Source organism: Sphingomonas sp. IC081 (genome assembly GCF_006874585.1).
Classification (GTDB): Bacteria; Pseudomonadota; Alphaproteobacteria; order Sphingomonadales; family Sphingomonadaceae; genus Novosphingobium.
Genome location: NZ_CP029761.1, coordinates 3,776,284 through 3,794,482, shown reverse-complemented (window position 1 = coordinate 3,794,482; position 18,199 = coordinate 3,776,284). Strand labels below are relative to the sequence as shown.

The window sequence follows — 18,199 nt, the reverse complement described above, 5'->3', positions numbered from 1 at the left end:
CCATGGTTACCAGCACCACCTCGACGACCAGCGCCGCGTCCACGCTCACCACCAGTTCGCTGGTGACCGCGCTCGGCGGCGGCAGCGGCGTCGACATGACGGCGCTGGCCAACAACCTCGCCGTGGCCCAGTTCGCCAGCCGCAACAACCGGCTGACCACCCAGGCGGAAAAGCTCAACACCCAGATCTCCACCGCCTCGAACATCAAGTCGATGCTGCTGGCGATCGACACCTCGCTCGGCACCCTGGTGCGCAGCGGCGACCTTGCCCGCACCCCCAGCATCGCCAACAGCGCGGTGGCCAGCGGGGCGCTGACCGGCTCGACCACGCCCACCGGCACGTATTCGCTGGAAGTCAGCAAGCTCGCCTCGGGCCAGCAGCTTGCCAGCAAGGCCTATACCGCCAGGACCGACCTCGTCGGCGCCGGCACCCTGACGCTGCGCTTCGGCACCGTCTCGGGCAGCAGCTTCACCGCCGACACGGCCCATGCCGCGCTCGACCTCACCATCGGCGCCACCGACACGCTGGCCGACGTCGCCAGCAAGATCAACGCCGCCAACGCCGGGGTCAGCGCCTATGTCGCCCAGACCACCAGCGGCGCCCAGCTGGTGATCAAGGGCGCGGAAGGGGCCAAGAACGGCTTCACCATCGAGGCTGCCGAGGACAGCGCCAATCCCGGTCTTGCCGGCCTTGCCTGGAGCGCCGGTTCGACAAACGCCACCCTGCTCGCCAGTGCGAGCGACGCCGCCTACAAGGTCGACGGCCTGTCGATGACGGCAACCTCGAACACGCTGACCGACGTGATCCCCGGCGTGAAGCTCACCCTCAAGGCCACCAATGCCGGCGCGCCGACAACGGTGAGCTTTGCCGATCCCACCACCTCGATCGCCGCGTCGATGCAGGACCTCGTCGATGCGCTCAACGAAGTGACCAGCGCGCTCGGCACCGCCACGGCCATCGGCGGCGACCTTGCCAACGACGCCGGCGCCCGCGCGCTCAAGCGTTCGCTCTCGGCGCTCGCCGGCACCCAGATCATGCCCGGTGCCACGGGCGCCGCCAGGACCCTGGCCGACCTCGGCCTCAAGACCCAGCGCGACGGCTCGTTCACGCTCGACACCACCCGCCTCAACGCCACCCTCGCGGCCGACCCCGACGGTGTCTCGGCGATGTTCACCAATGGCATCAACGGCGTCTTCGCGGCGATCGACAAGATCTACCGCGCCGCCAGTTCCACCACCGATACCGGCTCGCTGGGCGGTTCGATCAGCCGCTACACCAAGCTGCTGGCCAAAGTGACCACCGACCAGAGCGACCTCGCCACCCAGCAGGAAACCCTGCGGGCGCGGCTGGTCTCGCAATTCACCGTGTCGGAAACGCGCATCGGCACCTCGAAATCGACACTGACGATGCTGCAGAACCAGATCGCCCAGTGGAACAAGTCAAGCTAGGTCGAAACCGCCCATGCGTCGCCAACAGAACCCGCACGAAGCCTATCGCCGCGTCGACTTCGACGCCCGCGTCAACGGCGCCAAGCCGGCGGACCTCGTGCACTTGTGCTACGAACACCTGGTGAGCGCGCTCAGCACCGCTGTCCATGCCCACGGCATCGGCGACAATGGCCTGCGCAGCCGCTCGCTCACCCGGGCGCTGACGGCGATCACCGCGCTGCAACTGGGCATCTCGGGCGAAAGCAGCATGGCCGGCGCGCTGACCCAGCTCTACGCCGCCGCCCAGCGCACGATCCTGGACAGCGCGGTGGAGTTCGAGCCGCGCCGAATCGAGACGCTCCGCAGCGATTTCGCGGAGATCGGCCGCGCCCTGCAAGGCGGCTGAACACCGTCGCCCCCGCCAGCTGCTTCCATTTTGGTTACCGGTTTCCTGCCGTTTGTACGGATCCTTCCCCGATCGGCCCGCCGGTACCTCGGTTTCGGATCAGGTGCCCGGCTGCCTGCTCCGCAACATGGGTTATCTCCCCTAAGGCAGATGCCGAATCGGGAGGATACCCGTGGAGCGGATTTCGAACCTTATCCTTATCGACAACAACATGCGACGCCGGGCTGCGATCAGCCATGCCCTGTCCAGCGGCAATATCCACGTCGAACCGTTCGAGAACATTAGCGAACTGTCCAGCACCTGGCCCCGCTCGGGCGTGATCCTCATCCATGACGAAGCCGGGGTGATCGATGACCTGATCGAAGCCATGGCCCACCACGGCGAATGGTTCCCGATCATCGCCTTCAGCGAGGACCCTTCCGCCAACCGCATCGTCGCGGCCATTCTGGACGGCGCGATCGACTATATCGCCTGGCCCATCGGCGCCGCCGAACTCAACGAAACGCTGGCCCGGGCGATTGCCCGCGCGGAAACGGTGGGCAATGCCAAGCTGCGCGAAGTCATGGCCCGCGCCCGGGTGGAACGTCTGACCCGCCGCGAACGCGAAGTGCTGGGCGGCGTCGCCAGCGGCCTGTCCAACCGGCTGATCGGCGAAAAGCTCTCGATCAGCCCGCGCACGGTGGAAATCCACCGCGCCAACATGCTCAACAAGCTGGGCGCCAACCACACCTCCGACGCCATCCGCATCGCCATCGAGGCAGCGCTGGTGAACTGACCGCCCGCCCGCCGCCAATGCCAGTGCCGTGGGCCGGGGCCGGAGCCGGGGCCCGGTACCGGCCTGACGGCGGAGCAGCGGGCAAAACGCGAACCATGCCTCCCGGCCGCCATGGCCGGGGCCATCTACCCTTCGGCTTGGCCAGAGCATCTCGGCCCCGAAAGTCTCCGGGAGCGGCGCCCATAAAAACCGGCACTGCAAGGCACCGCTCCCGGAAACCCAGTCGCCCGGAACAACGCCCAGCGCGCCTGCCGATCGGAACCGACCAGATCCAGTGCCATGTACAAACCGCGCCCTCCAGCACGGCCCCGCTCCGATCGCTGGCGCGCCACTGAATTGGCGCGAGAGACAACAAGGCAAGGCAAGGCAAGCGACGGCCCCTGCAATGCCCCGACCATGGACCCCACCCGCAATCCCCAGGAGTCACGCGGCACAGGCAGATCCAGTCCTCGACAAGGGGCCGGTTTGGGCCGGTAGGCGACTGTCGGGATTGGAACCTACGAATCGAAAATTCAGCCGTTGGCTACCAGCTACAATGTTGCTGATCGTTAACCAATTCAACGATCAGCAACATTGTTAGATTGATATTCAAAGCAAAGAACTTTCGTCTCTATCATACCTCTGATTTACGTGGCCGATCTGCCAAATTCAGCGCTTTGACGGGACGCAACGTCTCCAAGTAGGTAACAGAGGAATAGAAGCTGTCGAGCGGAACAAAGATGCCCGCAGATTCTGCCCAGTCGCGCATCTCTCGTTTGACGCTATCGTTCCAGGCAAGGACCTCCACGTTCCATCCCACACGATGCAAGCGCCGAATGTCCGCGAAAAAGCCAATACCCTCCTCAAATCCCCTTCCGTCACCACTAAGTAGTACGATTGTCTCGGGCGGGTCGTAATCATAACCTAACCGCAACATACGTGTTTGGAGCGCTTGGTCGACGGCTTGCTCTGTACCGGACGCCGCACCCCGCTCATATAATTCGGGCTTCTTCCCGGTAAGTCGCTCGATGTGCCCCCAGACCGCGTCAGTAGGAGGAGGAACCGACCCGACGCAAAATACCTGTTCGATTGGTCGGCCGTCCGCCGCGAGATCAATGAGGTGCTGAAAATGGATGCGGAAAGGTCCGGGTCTATACTCCTGCCGGTCGCAAAGCTTTTTACCAGAAACGAAGATGTTAGAATTATCCCAAACTATGTGCACCCTGTCCGTTGTCATCTGTCACCTCCTCATCAGGCGGTTCAGGACGAAAATTCCGCCGCCGCCTATCTTTTCAGATTTTCGTGAAACGTCGTTGCGTCACTATCAAGCTGGATTATGACCCACGCAGCCGACTCAAGATGAGGCTGAGTAGCAGAGGTGGCTTCACGCCGACAGAGGGCACTAGCGCCACATGATGTCGGCTATGCGCACGACAGGTCCAAAAGCAGTGGGTTCGCTTTCCACCCCTCGGCACCGCTGGCGAACCTAGTCGGCCGGGGAAAACGGACGGTCGACTCCCAAACCCGTCAAATGAGGCCCGGAACGGCCGACAATGGCGCAAAGACGTCGCCTGCGTGCGCGAGTCCGATGGCATCAGCGTCGAGGGCCCCTGACTCGCCTTGGCAATCCGCCCCGGAATAGACCTTAGCATGCCGCCCACGAAGGTTTAGCGAGTGCTGCGTTAGATAACCGAAGGCCGGCACGCCACCTGATTACTCCGCCGGCATCGGTCTCGCACCCGCGGTTTCCGCCCGGGGCGAGGCGGCAGGCCTTGACACCCTCCGGGCCGGAACCGCCGCGAGACCCCATGACCCCGACTGGCGGCGCATCCGGTCTTCGTGCGACCCCCCGGATGCGCCGTCCCGTTCACCCATCGCATCATGCACTCGATAGCCCGCGCCAGCCGACGCCGGGCTGGCCAGAGTGGGTGCCAGAGTGGATCGGCTGCGTCAGTGCAACCGGACGCCCGCGGGCATCGTGAACGTGCTGACGGCCTCATCCTCCCGCTCGGCACCGGCCAGCAGCATCGAGACATAGGCCGCCAGCAGCGCCAGCGCGAGCGTGGAGCCTTCGCAGATCACTTCTTCCGAACCATCCGCCAGCACCAGCGTGGCCAGGCACGAACCGGCGCTCCCGCGCGAGATCATGCAATTGAGGTCCGGCCCCAGGATCGCCAGCACCGCGCTTTCCCCCGCCCCGCAGGCCAGCATCGCGGCGATCGCCGCCGGTTCGAAGGCATGGCCGACCAGCCCGTCGGGATCATGCAGCAGCAGCACCGCCTCGCGAATGCGATCGTGCTCCTCCGCCGGGGCGCTGCCCGCGCAGTCGTGGAGAAAGTCGCGCAGGCGCGCGGTCCATACGTCGGTCTCGGAAACTCGTTCGATCACGGAACTCGCCATCGTTGCTAACCCGGTCCATGCGGATGCGCCAAAGTCCCCAAGTGGGCCCGACTGTCAATCCGCACAAACAACGTGGGCTTTCACCCCGTATCAGGTTGCTACAGCCTCTCCGTTCATGGTGAAACCGGTATTCACGCTTCTGCAGCCGCACTTTCCACGACAACCGCCTCCATTATCGAGTTAATTTTCCAGCCTGGCGATCGCATCGAGTTTTTCGCAGACCCATTCCGGCTTGGTCAGCATGAGATCGTGCCCGGTGTCGATATCCCATACCCGCCCTTGCGAGCGCTCGGTGATTAAGGACATGTCCCGGGTGGGAATGGTTGATGTGCAGATGAGATGGCTCTCCGGAATCGCCCGCATGGCCGATTCGTTGGTGAAGACGATCTTCTGCGCAAAGCATTTCCACGGCTGCCGGGTCAGCCGCGCATCGGTCCAGGCCCCCAGGACCGGATCGATCACGCCGAAAAAGGCGGCAAACCCCGGTGCCGGTTCGAGCACCACCTCGACGCCGTCCACTTGCCGCATCGTCTGGCGGGCCTGATCGATCATCACGAAGGCATGGTCGTGCAGCGATTCGCCGTCGCACGGATAGGCCGCGTCGAGATAGACCCGGTGCCCCACCCGCCCCGGCTGGCGATCCGCCGCCCCGGTGATGACCATGCCGCCATAACTGTGGCCGACCAGGATCACCTCGCGCAGGTCCTCGTATTCCAGCAACTGGGCAATATCGTCGATATGGGTGTCGAGATCGATCGCCGGGCCCAGCAGATGCTTGCGATCGCCAAGGCCGCTGAGCGAGGGCGCATGGACCTCATGCCCCAGCGCCCTGAGACCCTGCGCCACCGGCTTGTAGCACCAGCCGCCATGACCGCCGCCGTGCACGAGTACAAATGTCGCCATTTTCGTCCTCTCCCCGCCCTATGTTATCGACTGGTAACTTCAGGCGCCCTTGCCCTTCTGTCAATCCGGGCGATAGCCTCCCGGCGATGGAAGCACCCCCTCCCCCCAGCGGCGCCAGAAATGCCCAAGCCACCCGTGCGCGCATTCTCGATGCCGCCAAGCAGCTGTTTTCGACCAAGGGCTATTCGCATAGCGGCATCCGCGAGATCGCCGCGCGCGCCGGCATCAGTTCGCCGCTGCTCCTGCGCTACTTCGGATCGAAGGCCGGCCTGTTCGAGGCGGCGCTGGACCAGGCCATGACGGTGGACCCGCTGCTCGCGGTTGCGCCCGAAGACTTTGCCCGCCATGTGACCGGGGAACTGCTGGGGCGGGCGGAATCGGTCCAGCCGATGCTGATGATTGCCATGGCCTCGGGCGCGCCGGAAGCCGCCGAGATCGCCGCCCGCGTCTTTGCCCGCCGCTGCATCGCACCGCTCGCCGAGGCGATCGGCGGCGACAGCGGCGCGGTCAAGGCGCTGCAGATCTCGATCCTCTCGATCGGCTTCGTGTTTTTCCTCAGGCACTTGCCGCTGACCGGCTTCGGCGAGAACGAACGCCGACAAGTCGCCGATTGGTTCACCCGCTGCCTCGAGGACTTGCGCGGCTGAGAGACCTTTTGGAAATTCACGAGAAGCGAATTTCGCGGCGCCAGCCCGCAAGGGCATTTTCCGGCCAGACTCCGAGGTCTATTCGCAGGCCACCCCGTCGCCGTCGCGGTCCAGCCCGGCGCGATAACCGGGGCTGCCCCGCCGCAACGGCGCCGCTTCCGCCGCGCGCACGGCCGCGCAATTGGGGTAATAGCCGGAACCGGACAGTGGCATGCGCCGCGCCCGCGATGATGGCGATGGCGATGGCGATGACGGGCCCTTCGGCGATGACGAAGCGGCGCTTCGGCCGCCGTGACAATGGTAGCCGCCGGTCTTGCGATTGGTGTGGCACCCGGCGGCATCGAGCCCGCCGGGATGGGCCGCGGCAGGCGCGATCAGCAGCAGGGCCGCAAGACAGGTACAGATCGGGAGCGCCGGAACCATGGCCTCGCCATACCGCAAGCCTTGCAGGAATTTAACCGCAATCAGGCCCGGCCCCGAAAGCCGCCGGACGGTGATGCCAGCAGCGGGCCGGAGGCGGACTTTCGAGGCCTGTCCTCAGACCGCCGCCGTCTCGCGCCGGATCATGCCGAAACCGTAGAGCAGATGTTCAAGCTGGCCGTCGGGCACCGGCGGGAAGGCCAGAACCGCGCCGCCATCGCGAATGGCCTCGATCTGGTCCGCCACTTGCTCCAGCGACCAGTCCTGGCGGAAGGCGCCCGCGTTCTCGGTCACCCGGGCCCGCGCCAGGCGGCCGCCCATGGCGACAAACATCTCGCCCGAGGCCGTGCAGCTTTCGTGGCAGAGATAACCGACCATCGGCGCCACCTGTTCCGGCTCCATCGGCGGAAACTGGCTGGTATCGATGCCTTCGGACATGCGGGTGACGGCGGCGGGCACGATCAGGTTGGACTTCACATCATTGTGCTGCCCCTCGATCGCGGCGGTGTTGGACAGGCCCATGAAGCCCGCCTTGCACATCGCATACGTCACATTGTCCGACTTGCCGTAAAGCCCGTTGATCGAACTGGTGAGCACGATGCGCCCGTAGCCTTGCGCCATCATCAGCGGAAACGCCTCGCGCACGACGTGGTAGGCGCCCTTGAGGTGGACATCGAGGACACTGGTGAAATCCTCGTAGGCGAGATCGCTCAGGCTGCCGCGCCGCACGTTGCCCGCCGAGTGGATCAGCACGTCGATCCGCCCGAAGGCATCGAGCGCCGCGCCGATGATCGCCTTGCCGCCTGCGGGGGTGGCGACGCTATCGGTGTTGGCGACAGCCTCCCCGCCCATGGCGCGGATCTCGGCGGCCAGCGCCTCGGCGGGGCCCTCATCGGTGGCATCGCCCGCCATCGAGACGCCGGGATCGTTGACGACGATCTTGCAGCCCCGGCTCGCCAGCAGGAGCGCGTGGGCGCGGCCCAGACCGCGCCCGCCGCCGGTGATCACGGCAACACGGTCATCGAAGCGCAAGTCGGCCATCGGGAAATCCTCTCGAGTTCTTTACGCCAGCCTTGCCCGAAGCACGGCCTCAGGCAACCACTCCGGCGCGGCGCAACTGCGCAATTCGCTCCGGCGAAAGATCGAGCACCGCTTCCAGAATGGCATCGGTATGCTCGCCCAGCACCGGCGGCGCGCTCGGCACCGGCTGCGGGGCGTCGGTGAAGCGGATCGGACGACCCACGATGGGGATCGGCCCCAGCGTCTTGTGCTGCGTTTCCACCACCATCTCGCGCGCCGCCGCCTGCGGCTGCGCCAGCGCCTCGGTGACGCCCAGGATCGGCGCATGCGGCACTTCATGCGCGGTGAAGATCGCCACCAGTTCGTCCACGCTGCGGCGCTCGGTAAAGGCGGAAACGATGGCGTTGACCTCGGCCCGCGCGTCGCGGCGCTTTTCCAGCGTGTCGTAGCGCGGATCTTCGGTCAGGTCCGGCCGCTCGATCGCGCGGCAGATCCGGCTCCAGAACCCCGGCGTCAGGCAGGCGATGACGATGGATCCCTCGCGCGCCGGGAAGATGCCGTAGGGCACCAGATTGGGGTGCTGCGACCCCACCCGGCTGGGATCGCTGCCGTTGAAGAAGGCCAATTGCGCGATGTAGCCGAGCATGCCGATCAGCCCGTCCATCAGGCTGACGTCGATATGCCGCCCCTTGCCGCTCCGCTCCCGCTCGTAAAGCGCCGAGAGAATGCCGATCGGCCCGTTGATGCCGCCGACCAGATCGCCCAGCGGAATGCCCAGCTTGGTCGGCAGCCCGTCCGGCTCGCCGTTCATGGAGAGCGCGCCGGACATGGCCTGGAGCACGATGTCGAAACTGGGCCGGTCCCTGAGCGGGCCGGTCTGGCCGTAGCCGGAGATCGAGCAGTAGATCAGCCGCGGGTTGATCGCCTTCATCGCCTCGTAGCCAAGGCCGAGCCGGTCCATCACCCCGGGGCGGTAGTTCTCCACCAGCACGTCGCACTTGGCTGCGAGATCGCGCACCAGCGCCAGTCCCTCCTCGCTCTTGAGGTCGACAACGATGGACTTCTTGCCGCGATTGACCGCGAGGTAATAGTGGCTCTCGCCCTCGCGCAGGGGCGGGAAGGTGCGCGTCTCGTCGCCGCTGCCGGGCGGTTCGATCTTGAACACTTCGGCGCCCAAGTCGGCCAATGCCAGACTGGCTGCGGGCCCTGCCAGCACGCGGGTGAAATCGATCACCCGCACCCCGGCGAGCGGCCCCGCCCAAGGCGTGTCCGTGCTCATCGGGACAGGTTCTCGCGAAAGAGGGAACGGATCGCGGCCACCGCATCGCGCCCTTCGGGCCTGTGGAGGCCGTAATGATAGCTCTGGCCCATGCTCTCTCCCGTTGCGTTTGGCAGCATTCCTACGACACGGCCCGGACCTTGCGCAAAGGTCCGGGCCGAAATCGCTCCCCCGTTGTTCGGGGCTTCAGACCATCAGGCCTTGCCGGGCAGTTCGGCCACGGCGGTGCCGAAGGCCGAAAGCTCGCCGCGATGGGTCGTCGCCTTCTGCGCCACTTCGACGTACTTCTTGCCGCCTTCCTCGAACTTGCGCGTCACTTCGCCGGTGATGATGATGGCATCGCCATCCGGGTTGTGGCGGCGGATCTGGCAGTTCGACTTGTGGAGGAAGCCGTCGTCACCGATCCAGTCGGTCATGTGATGGGTCAGCCACGAGCAGCGCTCCGGGCCGTAGTCGTAAGCGCCCGGCGCGCCGACTTCGAGCGCGAAGGCTTCGTCCCAGTGCACGCGCTCGGGGCAGTCCGGCACGTTGAAGCGGTTACGGATGCCCAGGCCCGGATGCGCCTTCTGCATCTTGTAGGCCAGCTTGTTGGCGCGGATGTAGAGGCCGCCCCAGCCCTGCGCGTAGCAGATGAAGCCGGTGACGGTCATCGGGCCCTTCATCATCGGCGGCAGCTTGTCGCCGACGTTGACGTCCTCGAAGTAGCGCGGGGCGGCGCCGCGGATCTCTTCCTGGTCGTAGATGTCGTAGAATTCGTCGAGCTGGGCCTGGGTGAAGGGCTCCACGCGGCCGCGGGCTTCGGTGTACTTGGTGCCGCGCTCGCGCGCCTCGTCACGGTCGGTGCGGAACACCCACGAGTCCGCGCCGGCCACCTGCTCGCCGTGCTGGTTGTAGAAATCGACGTGGTAGATCTGCTGGAACGAGCGGCCCGCGAACTTGGTCTGATGCTCGACCAGATCCTTGAGGTAGGCGACGGTGCTGATGGTGTCGCCGCGCAGCACCGGCTTGTGCCAGGTCCAGTCGGCACCCGCCCACATCGCGTGGACGCCCGAAAGGCCGCCGCAGTAACCCGAGACGATGCGGCTGGTGGTGAACAGGAACGAAGGCAGCGCGACGAGCGAGCCGTACTTCGTCTTCGCGGCATATTCGGGGTCGCACCACAGCGGATTGTCGTCGCCGATGCCGTGCGCATAGTGGCGGATCGCGTCGCGGGTGGCCTCGTAGTTCCACGGCTCGACGGTGTTCTCGATCTTCACGCCGATGCGGGCGCGCAGGTCATCGAGACCGGCCTCGGTGATCTTGGGGAACTTGGTGGTAGGCTCTGCTGTCGTTGCCATTTCGGTACTCTCCTGAATATTCAAACTCTGTTTCGTCACCCCCGCGAAAGCGGGGGCCCCGCTTCCTTCTCGCTGCGCCCGCCAAGAAAAGCGGGGTCCCCGCTTTCGCGGGGACGACGGGAAGGGTCAGTTCACAGTTGCTACCGCTTCAGCGGCCTTCGCCGCCTCGCGGTCGCGCAGCATCTTGCGGTGGACCTTGCCGGCCGGGTTCTTGGGAAGCTCGTCCACGAACTCCACGATGCGCGGGAATTCGTGCTGGGCGAGGCGTTCGCGGGTGAAGTCCTGAAGCTCCTTGACGAAGCCATCGTCGCCCGCGCGATCGGCGACGACAAAGGCCTTCACCACTTGCCCGCGCTGCGCGTCGGGCACGCCGATCACCCCGCATTCCAGCACGTTGTCATGCCGCAGCATGGTGTTCTCGATCTCGACGGCGGACATCGTCCAGCCGGCCGAGATGATCACGTCATCGGCGCGGCCGCAGTGGTAGAAATAGCCCTCGTCGTCGATCTTCGCGCGGTCCTTGGTGGTCATCCAGGCGCCGCCCCGCCAGAGCATCAGCTCGCCGATCTCGCCGGGGGCGGTGGGCGTGCCATCGGCGCGCTGGACTTCCAGCTTCTGCCCCGGCACCGCCTTGCCCAGCGACCCCGGCTTCACCGTGAAGTCCGCCGCACCGGGGTAGTTCACCAGCACCACGCCGATCTCGGTGGTGCCGTACATCGAGCAGACCGGCACCCTGAACGTCTCGTCGATCCATTCCAGCGTCGCCGGATCGATCGGCTCCCCGGTGTAGGACAGCTTGCGGAAGTGGAACGCGTAGTCCCCCGCCGCGCCGCTGTTCTTCATCATCCGGTAGTGCGTTGCCGCCGCCGACATATTGGTGATGCCGTAGTCATCCAGCGCCTTCATCAGCCGCACCGGATCGAAGCGCCCCGCGAAGGTGCCGGTGGTGACGCCCAGACCTAATGGCGCCAGCGTGCCGTGCCAGAGACCATGGCCCCATGCGGGCGAGGACGGGCAGAAGAACGCGTCGCCCGGACGGATCCCGGTGCCGTAGAGCGCCGCAAACATCAGCGTGACCAATGCCTTGTGCGTGTGCTTCACCGCTTCGGGCAGCTCGCGCGTGGTGCCGCTGGTGTACTGGAACACGGCGAGGTCGCCGGCCCTGGTCTTCGGCGCATACGTCGCGGGGAACTTCGCGATCTCGTCCAGCAGGCCCTCGTCCGCGACGATCACGCGCAGGCCGTTTTCCGCCGTCACCGCGCCGCGTGCAAGCTCCGCCTTCTCGGCATTGGTGACGAGGATCGAGGGCTTGCAGTCGTCGATCCTGAGCTTCAGCGCGTCGGGCCCGAACAGCGTGAACAGCGGCACCGAGATCGCCCCGGTCTGCATCGCCCCGAACAGGCAGACGTAGAACGGCAGCGAGGGCTCCAGCATGAAGGCGATGCGCTCGCCCGGTTGCACCCCCTCGGCATCGAGCCAGTGGGCAAAGCGCGCGGCTCCGGCGGCGATCAGGTCGAAGCTGAGGATTTCATCGCGGCCATCTGCGTGGGCGATCCGCACCGCCGCCCGGCCCGAACCATCGGCATGCCGGGTGATGCACTCATGCGCGATGTTGAGCACGTCGCGGTCGCCGTCGAACAGTTCCCACAGCGCTGCCGAGGAGGCATGCGCCTGCGCATCGGCATAGCTCGAAAGATCGGTCAACTTCACCATCGCTCATCCCGCTTGCCCGCCGACACGACTCGCTTGCACGACTCGCGCATCGGCTTTTTGTCCTTGTGTTCAGCAATGGTGATGAAACGCGCTTGTTTTGTAAATATTGAATGTTATTCTATATATTGAACAATGAGCCAGACAGACCCCCTCGAAGACGCCGTGCGCGCCAGCAAGGCCCCCGCCATCGCCCGGGCGGCCGCCGTGCTGCGCCTGCTGGGCAAGCGCGGATCGCCGATGGGGGTGCAGGCCGTGGCCCGCGAACTGGGCCTCGTGCCCAGCACCTGCCTCTATGTCCTGAGGGCGCTGGTGGCCGAGGAATTCGTGGCTTTTGACCCCGATACCAAGCGCTACGCGCTCGATGCCGGCGTGCTCACGCTGGCCCGTGGCTGGCTCAAGCGAGACCAGTTCAACGATCTTGCGCAAGGCCCGCTCGACCGCATCTCGCGCGAGTTCGGGCTGACCACGCTGGGCGTGCAGGTCTTCGGGCTCGACCACATCATCGTCACGGCGATGGCTGAGGCGAGCGAGGCGTTCCAGCTCTCGACGCAAGTGGGCAGCCGCTTCCCCGCGCTCGTTTCCGCCACCGGCCGCTGCATCGCCGCCTTTGGGGTCTCCGACCTCGAAAGCTTGCGCCCGCGCTTCGAGGCGCTGCGCTGGGACCATGCGCCGTCATGGGAAGAATGGTGCGCGCAAGTCGCCGAAGCGCGGCAGACCGGCATTGCCGTGGACGAGGGCCACTACATCGCCGGCGTCACCGTGATCGCCGCGCCGGTGTGGAAGGGCGGGCGCGGCAATGGCGTGCCGACCCACGCCCTCGTTGCCATCGGCATCGGCGCCACCCTGCGCGGCGAGATGGAGCGGGTAAAACAGGCGCTGGTCGGCGCGGCACGCTCGCTCAGCGACCATCTCGCAGGCTGAGCGGCGCGCAGCCCACAGCGCGCCTCACTCCCCGATCCGGGCCGCCAGCCCGTCGCGGACCACGCGGGCCTGGCGCACTTCGTCATCGGTCAGTTCCAGGCGGTCAAACGCCTCGTCCAGCATGATCGGCAGGATCGCGCCGGGATGGAGCGCCGCCAGCGCGAAGGTCTCGTTCTGCGCGGGATCGTAATGCATCCACGGCGTCTCCGCCTTGGTGAACAGCGTCGGTATCGCCATGCCCTTGCGCAGCCCGGTGACCGGGAAATAGGTGATGCGGTTCCTGCCGCCGCCCCAGCCCCAGCGATTGCCTTTGCCGCGCATGGTGATGCGCGCCCAGACCGGCTGCAGCACCGCCGGCTGCCTGAACGCCTTCACGGCGGCGGAAACATGGATAAAGCGCCGCGCCATCAGGATCGCGGTCCAGCCGAGCAGCACGACGATCGCCAGTGAGCCAAGGAAGCGGTTCCACAGCTCGTCGATCGCCAGCGACAGGGTGATGTTGTCGGGATGGCCGCGCTCGGCAACCACCGTCGTTTCGAAATCGCCGCGATCGAGGCTGATGAACGAGAATTCGACCGAACGGATCTGGGTCTGTCCATCGCGCGGATAGGCGATTCCCGCCTTGCAATTGACGCTGATGTTCTTGGTCTTGCACTCGCTGCTGGCGAGCGAGGCCTCGGGCACCTCCACCGGGTTCTGCCTGATGCGATAATCGGCGTAGAGTCCGGGCCAGACGACAACCACCGTGCCGATCGAAACCAGCCCCAGGACAACGCTGATGAACAGCAGGCGATAATGGTCGGCAAATCCGTGCCGCCGGATCGCGACCGCCCTCTCCGGCAGGATGTGCCCCGGATCGGGGAGCCGATAAGCAGACTTCATCTTGATAACCTGTATGTCGATGGTTGGGGGAAGCCGGTGCCGCCCCGTTCGCACGGGATCAATAGCGTTAGCTAAGCATCGGCAATTGCAAGATTTTATCGAGATTACAGGGTCATCGTAACCCCGTGCCTGCGGGCAGCGCGTCGACATGTCCCGATTGACGCACGCGTGACCGCATCGCCATGATCCGCACTGGTGGCAGTGCCCGGCGACATCGTTGAAGGGCGGAAATATAATTCTCAAGTAAAATAGTAGACAATAAGCGCCGATACGCTATGATGACGCCGTGGACCAGAGACACCCCCAGGGCGATCCTATCCTGCCTGAACCCAGGCAAAAACGCCCGTCCTTCCGGTCCGCTCCACCCTCCTTACGGGATATCCAGACATGAGTGACGCTAGGAACGTCCACGCCGACGGGCTTGCCCGCCGCGCGCTCGATATTCACGCGAAACTTCTCACCATGCAGATCGTGCGCCCCGGTGCCCGGAGCGATTTCACGATCAAGCTGGCCGCTGAAAATGGCTGGTCTTCGCCGCGCTCCGAACGCGCCTACAGTGAGTACCTGCGATTTCTGGCGCTGGCGGCAACAGCGCCGTCGATGGTCGTGCCATCAGACGATATCGATCGCGCATGGCACCTCCACCTTCTGCACACGCGCCATTACTGGCAAGTGCTGTGCCGGACGATTCTCGAAACGGACCTCCACCACGAACCCTCTTCCGGTAGCGCGGAGGATACGGGGCGACACCGCGACGCCTATCTTGAAACCCTGCGGCGGTACGAAGCGACGTTCGGCGAGCATCCCCCCATCGACGTCTGGCCCCGGCCTTGCACCTCGAACGCTGCCCCGCCGGTCAGACCCGCGCGGCGATCCGCGATACTCGCGCTGAACCCGATCACCCCGATCCTTGTCATCTGCCTGATCCTCGCGATCGGCCTGGCCTCCCGGGGCCTTGCCGCCCTTGCCGTGGGGATCGTCGTTTCCGCCGGCGCGCTTCTGGTGCTCCCGCTTGTCACAAGCCGTCTGGAGCAAGCCCCTGCAGACCCGAAAAACCGCCGGAATGACGGCGGGAGTTCCTGCGGGACGACAAGTTGCTCCTCCTCCGGCAACGACCACGCCTCGCATGGACACGATTGCAGCGCTTCTCACGCCTGCGGCTCCTCCTGTGGAAGCTCATGCGGCGGCGGCTGTGGAGGTGGCGGCGATTAACCCTCGCGTTTTTCCCTTCGCCCCCAAATGCAAAGCGTTTTCCTACATCGCCCCGCCCTGCCATGATCCCGCGCGAGGCGATCTTTGACATCGTGGGAAAAGCGGGCGCGGGGCTTCACAAAGTGACACGCACCGGCGGACAGTGTCGCCTTGCGCGGTCACAAGGTGACACTTTTCGCGCACAAGATGACGGTTCAACCCGCAAGGTGACACGTTTCACGGCCTGGAGGCGGTTTTTTTCCTCTGGACCGTGTCAACAGTGTCAACCGGGCCGGATCAGGCGTCTCGCTTCTTGAGGAGGACGGTGCGCAGCATCGACAGCGCGATCTCGCCGCGCTGGTTGGTCAGTTCGTGCTTGAACACGACGATGCCCTGCGCCGGGCGCGACTTGCTCTCGCGCATTTCGACCACTTCGGAATGGCAGGTGAGCGTATCGCCGATGAAGGTGGGCCTGGGCGTCACCACCTTGTCGAAGCCGAGGTTGGCGACGAGCGTGCCCACCGTGGTGTCCGCGATGGACAGGCCGACGGCAAGGCTGAAGGTGAAAGTGGAATTGACGAGGATCTGGCCGAACTCGCTCTGCTTCGCGAACTCGGCGTCGAGATGGAGCGGCTGCATGTTGTGCGTCATCGCCGAGAACAGGAGGTTGTCGGTCTCGGTAACGGTGCGGCTGGGCTGGTGGGTAATGCGCTCGCCGAGGGTCCATTCGTCGAAGAACTTGCCGGGCATTATTCGCTCTCCTCGATCCGGGCGAGCAGGGTTTCGACCTGCACTTGCGCTCCGGCAGCGGCGTTGAGTTCGGCCACCGTGCCGTCAAACGGCGCGGTGAGCGTGTGCTCCATCTTCATCGCCTCGAGCGTGAGCAGCTTCTGGCCCTTGGTCACGGTCTGGCCTTGGGCGACCTCGACGGCGATCACCTTGCCCGGCATCGGCGCCAGGATCGCGCCCGAGGCATCGGCGCTGCCATGCACGCCGTCGCGGCGCCAGGGGGTGAGCAGCCAGGCCTGGCCCTGCTCGGTGACGAGCACGGCCGCCTCGGGCTCGTCGCTGCCTTCACCCGTCAGCGCGATCTCCACCTTCTCGCCGTCGAGCGAGAACCATGCTGACCGCGCCGGCGCAGCATTGAGGCGGAAACCGGCGAGCGGGGTGACGGGCACGAGCGAGTTGGCGGCAGCCTCCAGCACTTCGTCCGAGGGCACGGGCGCCTCGGCCATCGCCTCGCCATCGCGGCCGATCAGGGCGGTGTCGACCTTGCCCGCGGCGAAGTCGGGATGCTGCAGGGCTTTCACGAGGAACGAGGCATTGGTGCGCACCGGCCAGACGGCGGTGTCCTCCAGCATCTCGCCCAGCGCCCCGCGCGCCTCCTCGCGGTCCTCGCCCCAGGCGATGACCTTGGCAATCATCGGGTCGTAGAACGGCGAGACTTCGGCGCCTTCGTAGACGCCGGTGTCGATGCGGCCGCCCTCGGCCTCGCCGAACTCGAGCAGTTCGAGCGTGCCGATGCTGGGCAGGAAGCCCTTGGCCGGATCCTCGGCATAGAGGCGCGCCTCCATCGCCCAGCCATGGATCTCGAGGTCCTGCTGCGCCTTGGGCAGCGGCTGGCCGCTGGCGACGAGCAATTGCCATTCGACGAGGTCGACCCCGGTGATCTCCTCGGTCACCGGATGCTCGACCTGCAGGCGCGTGTTCATTTCCATGAACCAGATGCGGTCGGCCGAAAGCGGGCCCGAACCGTCGGCGATGAACTCGATGGTGCCGGCGCCGACATAGTCCACCGCCTTGGCCGCACGCACGGCGGCGGCGCAAAGCGCCTCGCGCGTCGCCGCATCCATGCCGGGGGCGGGGGCTTCCTCGATCACCTTCTGGTGGCGGCGCTGGAGCGAGCAGTCACGCTCGAACAAGTGGACGACGTTGCCGTGGCTGTCGCCGAAGACCTGCACTTCGATGTGGCGCGGGCTGGCGATGTACTTCTCGATCAGCACATGGTCGTTGCCGAACGACGACGCCGCCTCGCGCTTGCACGAGGCCAGCGCGTCGATGAAGGCATCCGGTGCCTCGACCAGCCGCATGCCCTTGCCGCCGCCGCCGGCCACCGCCTTGATCAGCACCGGATAGCCGATCTTGGCGGCCTCGTCGGCCAGGAAGGCAGGGTCCTGGTCAGCCCCCATGTAGCCCGGCGTCACCGGCACCCCGGCTTCGGCCATGAGCTTCTTCGCCGCGTCCTTCAGGCCCATCGCAGTGATCGAGGACGGGTTCGGCCCGACCCAGACCAGCCCCGCGTCGATCACCGCCTGCGCGAACTCGGCATTCTCGGACAGGAAGCCGTAGCCGGGGTGGATCGCCTCGGCCCCGGTCGCCTTTGCCGCGGCAAGGATCTTCTCACCGACAAGATAGCTCTCGCGCGCCGGTGAAGGGCCGATATGCACGGCCTCGTCCGCCTCGCGCACATGCAGCGCATCGGCGTCCGCATCGGAATAGACGGCAACAGTGCGGATACCCATCTGGCGGGCCGTGCGGATGACGCGGCAGGCAATCTCGCCGCGATTGGCGATGAGCAACGACTGGATCATGGATGACGCTCCGGAAAGCCGTGGCGGGTATGCAGCGCCGCAAGGACGCCCTCGATGTCGCCCGCGAAACCGCCCTCGGCAAAGGCAAGCGCGGGGAGGTTCTGATTGGCCTCGCCCAGCATGGCGACCACCGCCGCGCGCGGGCGCGGCCAGCCGACACGGACAACCTCGATATTGCCCGCCCGCTCGGGGAACAGCGCCAGGAGGCCCTCGACCGTCACGCAATCCTTGCAATAGAATCGGCGCTCGCCGCCGAGAGCCGGATCGGCATAATCGAAATCGAGCACAAAAAGAGTATCCTTGGCCAT

Annotated in this window: 18 protein-coding genes; 6 read left to right on the top strand and 12 right to left on the bottom strand. The window is 65.8% G+C overall.

Going from position 1 to position 18,199, the window contains the following annotated elements; translation table 11 throughout:
* Nucleotides 1–2 precede the first annotated feature (2 nt).
* From fliD to DM450_RS18000, 3 genes are all read left to right on the top strand, one after another.
* Nucleotides 3–1,448, top strand: coding sequence for a flagellar filament capping protein FliD (gene fliD, locus DM450_RS18010; protein ID WP_142637124.1), 1,446 nt, complete (start codon nt 3–5; stop codon nt 1,446–1,448).
* Between the two features lie 13 nt (nt 1,449–1,461).
* Entirely contained in the window at nt 1,462–1,833 is a 372-nt protein-coding gene (locus tag DM450_RS18005; RefSeq protein WP_142637122.1) for a flagellar protein FliS, read from the top strand.
* A 172-nt stretch (nt 1,834–2,005) separates the two neighbouring features.
* Nucleotides 2,006–2,608: a response regulator transcription factor gene (locus DM450_RS18000; RefSeq protein WP_142637120.1), complete on the top strand. Its 603-nt coding sequence runs from the start codon at nt 2,006–2,008 to the stop codon at nt 2,606–2,608.
* Between the two features lie 613 nt (nt 2,609–3,221).
* Here the strand turns inward: DM450_RS18000 and DM450_RS17995 are convergent.
* The 3 genes from DM450_RS17995 to DM450_RS17985 all read right to left on the bottom strand — a co-directional run bounded on the left by DM450_RS17995 (nt 3,222) and on the right by DM450_RS17985 (nt 5,890).
* Complete coding sequence (locus DM450_RS17995; RefSeq protein WP_142637118.1) at nt 3,222–3,824, bottom strand: NYN domain-containing protein; 603 nt, start codon at nt 3,822–3,824, stop codon at nt 3,222–3,224.
* A 713-nt stretch (nt 3,825–4,537) separates the two neighbouring features.
* A complete protein-coding gene (locus tag DM450_RS17990) occupies nt 4,538–4,987 on the bottom strand; it encodes a hypothetical protein (RefSeq protein WP_142637116.1) in 450 nt (149 codons plus the stop codon).
* 180 nt (nt 4,988–5,167) lie between these two features.
* Nucleotides 5,168–5,890, bottom strand: coding sequence for an alpha/beta fold hydrolase (locus tag DM450_RS17985; RefSeq protein WP_142637114.1), 723 nt, complete (start codon nt 5,888–5,890; stop codon nt 5,168–5,170).
* Between the two features lie 86 nt (nt 5,891–5,976).
* On the opposite strand from DM450_RS17985, the gene DM450_RS17980 reads away from it, so the two are divergent.
* Nucleotides 5,977–6,537, top strand: coding sequence for a TetR/AcrR family transcriptional regulator (locus DM450_RS17980; RefSeq protein WP_185928648.1), 561 nt, complete (start codon nt 5,977–5,979; stop codon nt 6,535–6,537).
* Nucleotides 6,538–6,615: 78 nt separating this feature from the next.
* On the opposite strand, the gene DM450_RS17975 is transcribed toward DM450_RS17980, so the two are convergent.
* The 5 genes from DM450_RS17975 to DM450_RS17955 all read right to left on the bottom strand — a co-directional run bounded on the left by DM450_RS17975 (nt 6,616) and on the right by DM450_RS17955 (nt 12,306).
* Nucleotides 6,616–6,960, bottom strand: a complete 345-nt coding sequence (locus DM450_RS17975; RefSeq protein ID WP_142637110.1) for an excalibur calcium-binding domain-containing protein — start codon at nt 6,958–6,960, stop codon at nt 6,616–6,618.
* Between the two features lie 114 nt (nt 6,961–7,074).
* On the bottom strand, nt 7,075–7,998 hold the full coding sequence (locus DM450_RS17970) for an SDR family NAD(P)-dependent oxidoreductase (RefSeq protein ID WP_142637108.1): 924 nt from the start codon (nt 7,996–7,998) through the stop codon (nt 7,075–7,077).
* A 49-nt stretch (nt 7,999–8,047) separates the two neighbouring features.
* On the bottom strand, nt 8,048–9,256 hold the full coding sequence (locus DM450_RS17965; RefSeq protein ID WP_142637106.1) for a CaiB/BaiF CoA transferase family protein: 1,209 nt from the start codon (nt 9,254–9,256) through the stop codon (nt 8,048–8,050).
* Between the two features lie 194 nt (nt 9,257–9,450).
* Entirely contained in the window at nt 9,451–10,593 is a 1,143-nt protein-coding gene (locus tag DM450_RS17960; RefSeq protein ID WP_142637104.1) for a MaoC family dehydratase N-terminal domain-containing protein, read from the bottom strand.
* 126 nt (nt 10,594–10,719) lie between these two features.
* Nucleotides 10,720–12,306: an acyl-CoA synthetase gene (locus DM450_RS17955; RefSeq protein ID WP_142637102.1), complete on the bottom strand. Its 1,587-nt coding sequence runs from the start codon at nt 12,304–12,306 to the stop codon at nt 10,720–10,722.
* 132 nt (nt 12,307–12,438) lie between these two features.
* Between DM450_RS17955 and DM450_RS17950 the strand changes: the two genes are divergently transcribed.
* Entirely contained in the window at nt 12,439–13,227 is a 789-nt protein-coding gene (locus DM450_RS17950) for an IclR family transcriptional regulator (protein WP_142637100.1), read from the top strand.
* Between the two features lie 24 nt (nt 13,228–13,251).
* On the opposite strand, the gene DM450_RS17945 is transcribed toward DM450_RS17950, so the two are convergent.
* Nucleotides 13,252–14,109 carry a hypothetical protein gene (locus DM450_RS17945; protein WP_142637098.1) on the bottom strand — a complete coding sequence of 286 codons (858 nt, stop codon included), beginning with the start codon at nt 14,107–14,109 and terminating at the stop codon, nt 13,252–13,254.
* Between the two features lie 387 nt (nt 14,110–14,496).
* Here DM450_RS17945 and DM450_RS17940 point away from each other — a divergent pair, with 387 nt between their 5' ends.
* Nucleotides 14,497–15,321: a glycine-rich domain-containing protein gene (locus DM450_RS17940; RefSeq protein ID WP_142637096.1), complete on the top strand. Its 825-nt coding sequence runs from the start codon at nt 14,497–14,499 to the stop codon at nt 15,319–15,321.
* Nucleotides 15,322–15,597: 276 nt separating this feature from the next.
* On the opposite strand, the gene DM450_RS17935 is transcribed toward DM450_RS17940, so the two are convergent.
* Genes DM450_RS17935 through DM450_RS17925 form a run of 3 tightly spaced genes read right to left on the bottom strand, consistent with a single transcriptional unit; the run spans nt 15,598 to nt 18,199 of the window.
* The gene (locus DM450_RS17935; RefSeq protein ID WP_142637095.1) at nt 15,598–16,050 is read right to left on the bottom strand and encodes a MaoC family dehydratase; all 453 of its coding nucleotides are present in this window, start codon (nt 16,048–16,050) and stop codon (nt 15,598–15,600) included.
* Nucleotides 16,050–17,891, bottom strand: coding sequence for an acetyl/propionyl/methylcrotonyl-CoA carboxylase subunit alpha (locus DM450_RS17930; RefSeq protein WP_142637093.1), 1,842 nt, complete (start codon nt 17,889–17,891; stop codon nt 16,050–16,052). The genes DM450_RS17935 and DM450_RS17930 overlap by 1 nt, the downstream gene beginning before the upstream one ends.
* Complete coding sequence (locus DM450_RS17925; protein WP_142637091.1) at nt 17,888–18,199, bottom strand: DUF3088 family protein; 312 nt, start codon at nt 18,197–18,199, stop codon at nt 17,888–17,890. The genes DM450_RS17930 and DM450_RS17925 overlap by 4 nt, the downstream gene beginning before the upstream one ends.

Bases quoted from the DNA above. Each gene is read 5' to 3' on its own strand.
- fliD (WP_142637124.1), top strand. From the start codon at position 3: ATGGTTACCAGCACCACCTCGACGACCAGCGCCGCGTCCACGCTCACC.
- DM450_RS18005 (WP_142637122.1), top strand. From the start codon at position 1,462: ATGCGTCGCCAACAGAACCCGCACGAAGCCTATCGCCGCGTCGACTTC.
- DM450_RS17995 (WP_142637118.1), bottom strand. From the start codon at position 3,824: ATGACAACGGACAGGGTGCACATAGTTTGGGATAATTCTAACATCTTC.
- DM450_RS17990 (WP_142637116.1), bottom strand. From the start codon at position 4,987: ATGGCGAGTTCCGTGATCGAACGAGTTTCCGAGACCGACGTATGGACC.
- DM450_RS17985 (WP_142637114.1), bottom strand. From the start codon at position 5,890: ATGGCGACATTTGTACTCGTGCACGGCGGCGGTCATGGCGGCTGGTGC.
- DM450_RS17980 (WP_185928648.1), top strand. From the start codon at position 5,977: ATGGAAGCACCCCCTCCCCCCAGCGGCGCCAGAAATGCCCAAGCCACC.
- DM450_RS17975 (WP_142637110.1), bottom strand. From the start codon at position 6,960: ATGGTTCCGGCGCTCCCGATCTGTACCTGTCTTGCGGCCCTGCTGCTG.
- DM450_RS17970 (WP_142637108.1), bottom strand. From the start codon at position 7,998: ATGGCCGACTTGCGCTTCGATGACCGTGTTGCCGTGATCACCGGCGGC.
- DM450_RS17965 (WP_142637106.1), bottom strand. From the start codon at position 9,256: ATGAGCACGGACACGCCTTGGGCGGGGCCGCTCGCCGGGGTGCGGGTG.
- DM450_RS17960 (WP_142637104.1), bottom strand. From the start codon at position 10,593: ATGGCAACGACAGCAGAGCCTACCACCAAGTTCCCCAAGATCACCGAG.
- DM450_RS17955 (WP_142637102.1), bottom strand. From the start codon at position 12,306: ATGGTGAAGTTGACCGATCTTTCGAGCTATGCCGATGCGCAGGCGCAT.
- DM450_RS17950 (WP_142637100.1), top strand. From the start codon at position 12,439: ATGAGCCAGACAGACCCCCTCGAAGACGCCGTGCGCGCCAGCAAGGCC.
- DM450_RS17945 (WP_142637098.1), bottom strand. From the start codon at position 14,109: ATGAAGTCTGCTTATCGGCTCCCCGATCCGGGGCACATCCTGCCGGAG.
- DM450_RS17940 (WP_142637096.1), top strand. From the start codon at position 14,497: ATGAGTGACGCTAGGAACGTCCACGCCGACGGGCTTGCCCGCCGCGCG.
- DM450_RS17935 (WP_142637095.1), bottom strand. From the start codon at position 16,050: ATGCCCGGCAAGTTCTTCGACGAATGGACCCTCGGCGAGCGCATTACC.
- DM450_RS17930 (WP_142637093.1), bottom strand. From the start codon at position 17,891: ATGATCCAGTCGTTGCTCATCGCCAATCGCGGCGAGATTGCCTGCCGC.
- DM450_RS17925 (WP_142637091.1), bottom strand. From the start codon at position 18,199: ATGGCCAAGGATACTCTTTTTGTGCTCGATTTCGATTATGCCGATCCG.